The organism is Patiriisocius sp. (assembly GCF_051252435.1).
Lineage (GTDB): Bacteria > Bacteroidota > Bacteroidia > Flavobacteriales > Flavobacteriaceae > Patiriisocius.
The window spans coordinates 174,588-181,373 of sequence record NZ_JBPOFW010000006.1; the positions used below are offsets into that span (position 1 = coordinate 174,588).

The window sequence follows — 6,786 nt, forward strand, 5'->3', positions numbered from 1 at the left end:
CATCACTATGAAAACTAAACAATTTTTACTTTTAGCGATCACATTAATGACTGTTTCATTTGCAGTACAAGCCCAACGTGGCGTACGCATAGGATATATTGATATGGAATATATTCTTGAAAATGTTCCAGAATATAAAGAAGCGTCTACTCAATTGGATGGAAAAGTTCAACGATGGAAAGCTGACATTGAAAAGAAGCAAAAAGAAGTCGATTTAATGAAATTGAATCTTACTAATGAGCGCGTTCTTTTAACCAAAGAACTTGTTGAAGAACGTGAAGAAGAGATTAAAATTAAAGAAGACGAAATGATTAAATACCAACAAGACCGTTTTGGTCCGGGCGGTGATTTAGTAATCCAAAGAAGACAATTGGTTCAGCCTATTCAAGATCAGGTTTTCAATATTGTACAGGAAGTAGCTGAAGGTAAAAAATATGATTTCATTTTTGACAAATCGGCAGATGTTGTAATGTTATTTGCTGCAGAAAGAAACGACATAAGCGATATTGTTCTTAGAAGCATCAATAGAGTTGAAAAAAGAAAAGAAGCTGTTAGCAAAAGAGAGAAGAGAGAAATTCAAGCAAGAGATGATCTTTCTATGGAAGAAGACAAAGAAGTTACAGAAAGAGAACAAGCAACCGAAGCTAAACAAAGCGAGCGTCAACAAATTATGGATGCTCGAAAAAGAGAACGTGATTCAATAAGAGCGGCTAAAAAAGCTGAGTATGATGCAAGAAGAGCAATGCTTTTAGAAAAAAGACAACGTGTAAGAGATTCCATAAAAGCTGTAAGAGCTGGACAACCTTGGCCACCAGAAGATAACGGCGGTGGAGAAAACAACGAGGGAGGAAGTGGAGCACCAGGATTACCCAACGGAGACGGAGGAAATTAATAAATAGAAACTAAATTTTAATAACACTTAATTTTAATACAATTACAATGAAAACAATGAAATCATTATTCTTAGCAGTAGTACTTTTTGTAGGAGCTACAAGTTTTATGAACGCTCAGTCAAAAACGGCGCATATTGACACTCAAGCCCTAGTTGAAGCAATGCCAGAGATGAAAGCTGCACAGAATCAATTAGAAAAATTACAAAAAACATACGACACGTCTATTAAAGACATGGTTAAAGAATTTGAAGCTAAAGTAAAGCAATACGGTAGCGAAGAGACTACAAAGACAAATGAAGAGAACGCAAAACGTGTTCAAGAAGTTCAAGGAATGGAGCGTAACATTGGTGCTTATAGACAACAAGCATTACAAGATCTTCAAAAGAAAGAAGTAGATGTATATCAGCCTATTCTTGAAAAAGCACGTGCAGCGATCCAAAAAGTAGCAAGAGCAAAAGGATATCAATATGTTCTTGACTCTGCAACTGGAAATGGTGTAATCCTTGCTGACGGTTATGACTTAATCAATGACGTAAAAAAGGAATTAGGAATCTAAAATTTCTAAAACTATAAATTTTAAATCCCAAATCACGACAAGTGGTTTGGGATTTTTTTCTTCGGAAATTTTAAACATTATAAAAATTTCCGAAGAAAATTAATTTTAAATTTCGTTATCATACATCCAGTCAGAATATCAAATAATATTCAAATAAGACAACTTCCTAAATTCCCTAAATAGTATATTTACAGTAATGAACAAAACGGCTCCCATAGGTATTTTTGATTCTGGCGTAGGCGGCACTTCCATTTGGAAAGAGATTAACGCATTACTACCATTTGAAAACACTATCTATTTAGCCGACAGTAAAAACGCTCCCTACGGAAACAAATCTGCCGAGGAAATATTACAACTCTCCATTAAAAATGTAGAGAAACTCCTCAAAATGGGAAGTAAAATAATCGTTGTGGCTTGTAACACAGCAACTACAAATGCCATAGATTATTTACGAAGTAATTACAACATTCCCATTATAGGTATTGAACCGGCAATAAAACCCGCTGCATTACAAACTGTGACAAAAACTATAGGGATTCTCGCAACAAAGGGAACATTGAGCAGTAGACTGTTTCATAATACGTCAGAAGCATTTGCAAAAGACATACAAGTGATTGAAGTTATTGGTGAAGGATTAGTGCCACTTATTGAAAAAGGCTCACTACAAACACCAGAAATGATTGAACTGCTACAAAAACATCTATCACCCATGATCGTTGCCAACATTGACCATTTAGTTTTGGGTTGCAGCCATTATCCCTATTTAATTCCGCAACTTGAAAAAATGATTCCTAAAAGCGTAAAAATTATTGACAGTGGTGGAGCAGTTGCAAGACACACATTTAAGATTTTAGAACAAAATCAACTTTTGAATACTTCGGAAACGGAACCTTTCCTTGATTTTTTTACGAATGCAACTACTGATACCCTAGCGTTACTTTTAAAAGAATACAAAGATAAAATCACCATCAAAAGGTTACATTTTTAATCGACAAAAGGTTGTCTAATATTTCAGAAGAAAAATTAATTATAAAAAAACTAACTAAAAAAAGATAGCAGTTCCTTTTTGCGAGATGGGCTTACCATTACTTCTTTTCCGTTGGATAGCACTACACTTCCACCCTTTCCTTTTTTATATTCCACCACGGCATTGACGTTTACCAAATAGGATTTATGGACGCGTGCAAAACCACTTTCCTTTAAAATCTCCTCAAAATATTTGAGCGTTTTACTTACCAACTTTTTTTTATCGCCTACATAAATATGGGTGTAATTATCATCGGCTTGGCAGTATAAAATATCTCGGATTTCTAGAACCTCAAATCCGTTTTGCAACGGAATTGTAATTTTACCATCCACTTGGCGCACTTTGGGTTGTAGCACAACATCCTGCAACTCGTTTTCTTTTTGTTTGATTTCGGCAACATAATCTACCGCTTCAATGAGTTTATCAATGGAAATTGGTTTTAACAAATAATAAGCCGCATGGGCGTTTAAAGCATCAATAGCGTAATGATTGTATGCTGTGACAAAGACCGTTTCAAATTGGCGATCACCCACTTTATCGAGCAAATCGAAAGCATTTCCATAGGGCATTTCAACATCTAGAAAAACCAAATCCAGGTCGTGATTTCGAATAAGCACAAGTGCATCATCCACGTTACTCGCTTCGCCTTTAACGGTTACATTTGGACAATATTTAGATATGTAATTTCGTAAAATCTCTCTACTCGTTTCTTCGTCCTCAACAATTATTGCGTTCAATTTCATATAGAACCATTTAAATATTTAATCCTTTTTAACCATAAGAACCACACGGGTTCCTTCGGTATTTTCATGTACATCACTTATTACAACATCAACTTTATCTTTATACATTTCATTAAGGATAGAAATTCTTTTTTTAATATTCCCCATCCCTTTTGATTTTTGCAGTTTCTGATTTTCGGTTTTAAAATCAGCAGATTTTTTCCTTCCAATTCCATCATCCTCAATAGTAATTTTTACTGTTGAGGCATCAATTTTCTCAAAATCAATCGTCAAATTTCCACGTTCTTCTTTGTAACGCAATCCGTGCCAAACCGCATTTTCAACATACGGTTGCAATAACATGGGCGGAATTACAAAGTCATCAAGCAATAAGCCTTCGTCCACATGTATGGAATAATCAAATTTATCTTTAAAACGGAAATGTTCTAACCTTGTATAGATTTCAAGCATTTCAATTTCTTTTGCCAGCGGAATAAAATCCTCTTCACTATTTTCTAAAACGGTACGCATTAATTGTGAAAATTCGCTTAAATATTTATTTGCTGCACGTTCATCGTTTGTCGCAATAAAACTATTTACAGAATTTAATGCATTAAAAATAAAATGAGGATTCATTTGCGAACGCAAGGATTTTAAAGCTAAAAGATTATTAGCAAACTTTTGCTGCTTAATGTTTTTAAACTGAGTATAGGCAGTAAAAAGCAACAAGAGCGCAATCGCAATTAACGAACCGATTATCCATTTTTGAGTACGGTTATTGGTCTCAATGAGCTCTTGATTTTCGAAAGCCAATTTATACCTACTCTCATTTAATTCACGCTCGTTTTCAAGACCTGCAATCCTATTTTGCTTAGTTGAAATTTCGCGAGCAAATCTTGCAGCTTGCGAAATTTCTTGCTCTTTTTTAATATATAACTCGTCCACGACTTCAACGTATCGTTCATACCCTTCTGCGGCTTTTCCGTACTCACCGATATCGCGATACACTTCAGAGAGTTTTCTTCTCGCGTCTTTCTCTACATATAAATCTTCTTTTTTGTCTGCTTCTTCTATACTGCGTTCTAAATAAGGTATTGCCTCATTGTATTTTTCTTGACCAATAAACGCATTGGCAATTTTATAATTTTGACGTTGCGGAGAAAGCGCAGGATTATCTTGAATGGTTTCATCGCTTTTGGAAAGGTTTTCCACTTCGGTCAATGTTTGTTCTCTAAGTTCTATTTCCTTTTCATACTCACCGTTTAAATTGTAAAAATCGGCTACTTTGTTTTTTTCCTCGGCGGCACGTTTTGGACTTTCCTTTTTTGACAAATCCAGCGAATTTCCGAAGTAATCATTTGCATCTTCTTTATTTCCGCTTTGCGCATAAGCTGCTGCAATTTTAGAATTTAAGTCAATAACTGATGAATTGTAGTCGCTAACAACAGCTATTTCAAGTCCCTTTTTATAATTTGAAACGCCATTGGCTATTTCTCCAATTGCAGTGTATGTGTCGCCAAGCCCTTCAAACACTGCAACTTTTTGTCGAGCAGTCAGACTTCTTTCTTGTAATTTATTATATAGTGTGATTGCCTCTTGATAATTTTTACTCTTCATAAAAGAAGCTGCAAGCTTTATATTTCGACTGTTGTTGGGTTGACTAGTTATACTTCGTTTGTAATTCTCACTGGCTAAATCGTAGAGTTGCCAATACATGTAGGTATCACCCAAGGTTTCAAAAGCAAGACTTTTTTGAAGCTTTGTAGGTAATTTTCCAGCGTCGCTCTCTAGGGCCTTGGTAATGTATTCAATACTTTTTTCTGCATCTCTTTTAGAAAAATATTTTGCCGAATCTAGATATGCTATAAAGCCTTTTTGGTTGTTAAATTTCCCTGAATCAACAGCAGTAGCAGACACTTTATTTTCGACGAGAATGGTGACTGTTTCTTTTGAAGTCACCTCGTAATACACTGTTTTAAAATCATCACTTTTGATAACTAAGTTGTCGCCTAAACTAGCATTTATTACAAAAGTTCCATCTGCACTTGTGGTAGTATAATCGCCGCCTTCAATTTCAATATTTACTTTAAAAATAGGAGAATTTGAATTCTTTTCAAGCACTTTACCTTTAAGCCGAAACGTATCTTTTGAATAATTCTTTATCTGCCCATGGACACCAAAAGCGAACATAGAAAAGATAAAAAATAGTATTACAGATTTATTCATAACAATTTAAAAAGTAAACATACGCACATTCTAAGAAGATAAAAAATTGCGATTCCACGATACCTATTTAAAAAGTTCAAAATTTACATAGTTCACGTATCCGAAAGATAGTTTGGCTCATTCTAAACCACTCTTAACTCATTGCCATTTTTAATAACAGAAAGTTCGTTCTATTAAAAAAGCCTCTAAAAAGAGGCTTTAAAAATTAATTTACCGCTGGACAATTACAGTCGTAAGGCTCTGGTCGATTTCCTAAGAAATCATACCCTAATGTTATTTGGTGGAAGCCACCGTTAGCAAATTTTATTTCACCAACTTGAATACTATATGTGTAAGCAAACATAAATTCTTTATAATTAATCCCTAAAATTGGAGTAATTAATTGTTGCTTTTGTGCATCTATTTGACCCGTAGAAATAAACTCTGCACCGTCAAAACTTCTTCTATAAGACAATGCACCCCATAATTTTCCGAAATCCATTTCTCTGTACGCTTTGAAATTTACATCAAACGCCTGCTCACCCGTAGCTTCTGAAAATTGAAACAAAAACGATGGCTCATAACTCCAAGTTGAACCGTAGCTACCTATTGCATAAGCTGCAGAAATCAAATAGCGTCTTTGATTGTTAGATTCATTTCTAGGATCGTACAAGTCTCTATTCTGAAATATTAAATTCTTCACTGTAAAATGAGATGAAAAATTTAAAAAGTTGTAAGACAAACTTGCATCAATATTAAAATATGAACTTGACTGTTCAATTCCAGCTAAAGAAATAATCGGATCAAAATTATCGCCATCAGGATAAGCCGTAGCAAACGTTGACTCGTCTAATCTATTTTGAGATAATCCAGCACTTAAACCAAACGATAATTGATTTAAATCTGCTTCAGTTCTAGAAAACATTAAATGGTACGCAAAAGTTAGATATCCACCAGATTGAGAATGAAATCCATTTCTATCTGCATAAACAATACCCCCTAATCCTATTTTATCGCCTACTCTTGCATTAAAACTCAAGGTTTGTAAATTTGGGGCTTCATCTTGGTCAAACCATTGCTGTCTTGCTGTCAGCCTTACTTGATTATGACTTGCAGCACCCGCCATGGATGGATGTAGTATATAAAGGTTATCACTAAGATATTCTTGATATACTGGAATTCCGTCTTGTGAAAACGCAAATTGGCTTAACAATAGGGATAAAACAATGTAGTTTTTTTTAATTTTCATAATTTTTCTTAATCTAATCGTTACCTCTTTAAGGTAAAATGTCCTTTTATTTCTTTTCTCACCTCCTGTTCGGTGTACTCCACCCTGAACCAGTAGTCGCTCGATGGCAGCACGTTGCCGTTGTAGGTACCGTC

At 34.8% G+C, this 6,786-nt stretch carries 7 protein-coding genes; 3 read left to right on the plus strand and 4 right to left on the minus strand.

The window, feature by feature from the left end; all coding sequences use genetic code 11:
* The first annotated feature begins 7 nt into the window (after window positions 1-7).
* The 3 genes from ACSHW7_RS13620 to murI all read left to right on the plus strand — a co-directional run bounded on the left by ACSHW7_RS13620 (window position 8) and on the right by murI (window position 2,437).
* Complete coding sequence (locus tag ACSHW7_RS13620) at window positions 8-892, plus strand: OmpH family outer membrane protein (protein WP_435679913.1); 885 nt, start codon at window positions 8-10, stop codon at window positions 890-892.
* Window positions 893-939: 47 nt separating this feature from the next.
* Complete coding sequence (locus ACSHW7_RS13625; RefSeq protein ID WP_435679914.1) at window positions 940-1,449, plus strand: OmpH family outer membrane protein; 510 nt, start codon at window positions 940-942, stop codon at window positions 1,447-1,449.
* Between the two features lie 196 nt (window positions 1,450-1,645).
* Window positions 1,646-2,437 carry a glutamate racemase gene (gene murI / locus ACSHW7_RS13630; RefSeq protein WP_435679915.1) on the plus strand — a complete coding sequence of 264 codons (792 nt, stop codon included), beginning with the start codon at window positions 1,646-1,648 and terminating at the stop codon, window positions 2,435-2,437.
* A 50-nt stretch (window positions 2,438-2,487) separates the two neighbouring features.
* Here the strand turns inward: murI and ACSHW7_RS13635 are convergent, their stop codons facing one another.
* From ACSHW7_RS13635 to ACSHW7_RS13650, 4 genes are all read right to left on the minus strand, one after another.
* Window positions 2,488-3,219, minus strand: coding sequence for a LytR/AlgR family response regulator transcription factor (locus ACSHW7_RS13635; RefSeq protein ID WP_435679916.1), 732 nt, complete (start codon window positions 3,217-3,219; stop codon window positions 2,488-2,490).
* Window positions 3,220-3,237: 18 nt separating this feature from the next.
* Complete coding sequence (locus ACSHW7_RS13640) at window positions 3,238-5,424, minus strand: histidine kinase (protein WP_435679917.1); 2,187 nt, start codon at window positions 5,422-5,424, stop codon at window positions 3,238-3,240.
* A gap of 205 nt (window positions 5,425-5,629) precedes the next feature.
* Window positions 5,630-6,652, minus strand: a complete 1,023-nt coding sequence (locus ACSHW7_RS13645) for a PorP/SprF family type IX secretion system membrane protein (protein ID WP_435679918.1) — start codon at window positions 6,650-6,652, stop codon at window positions 5,630-5,632.
* A gap of 20 nt (window positions 6,653-6,672) precedes the next feature.
* Window positions 6,673-6,765: a hypothetical protein gene (locus tag ACSHW7_RS13650; protein WP_235906147.1), complete on the minus strand. Its 93-nt coding sequence runs from the start codon at window positions 6,763-6,765 to the stop codon at window positions 6,673-6,675.
* Window positions 6,766-6,786 lie beyond the last annotated feature (21 nt).

Excerpts from the sequence above, each read along its gene's own strand:
- murI (WP_435679915.1), top strand. The coding sequence starts at position 1,646 with ATGAACAAAACGGCTCCCATAGGTATTTTTGATTCTGGCGTAGGCGGC.
- ACSHW7_RS13645 (WP_435679918.1), bottom strand. The coding sequence starts at position 6,652 with ATGAAAATTAAAAAAAACTACATTGTTTTATCCCTATTGTTAAGCCAA.
- ACSHW7_RS13620 (WP_435679913.1), top strand. The coding sequence starts at position 8 with ATGAAAACTAAACAATTTTTACTTTTAGCGATCACATTAATGACTGTT.
- ACSHW7_RS13635 (WP_435679916.1), bottom strand. The coding sequence starts at position 3,219 with ATGAAATTGAACGCAATAATTGTTGAGGACGAAGAAACGAGTAGAGAG.
- ACSHW7_RS13640 (WP_435679917.1), bottom strand. The coding sequence starts at position 5,424 with ATGAATAAATCTGTAATACTATTTTTTATCTTTTCTATGTTCGCTTTT.
- ACSHW7_RS13625 (WP_435679914.1), top strand. The coding sequence starts at position 940 with ATGAAAACAATGAAATCATTATTCTTAGCAGTAGTACTTTTTGTAGGA.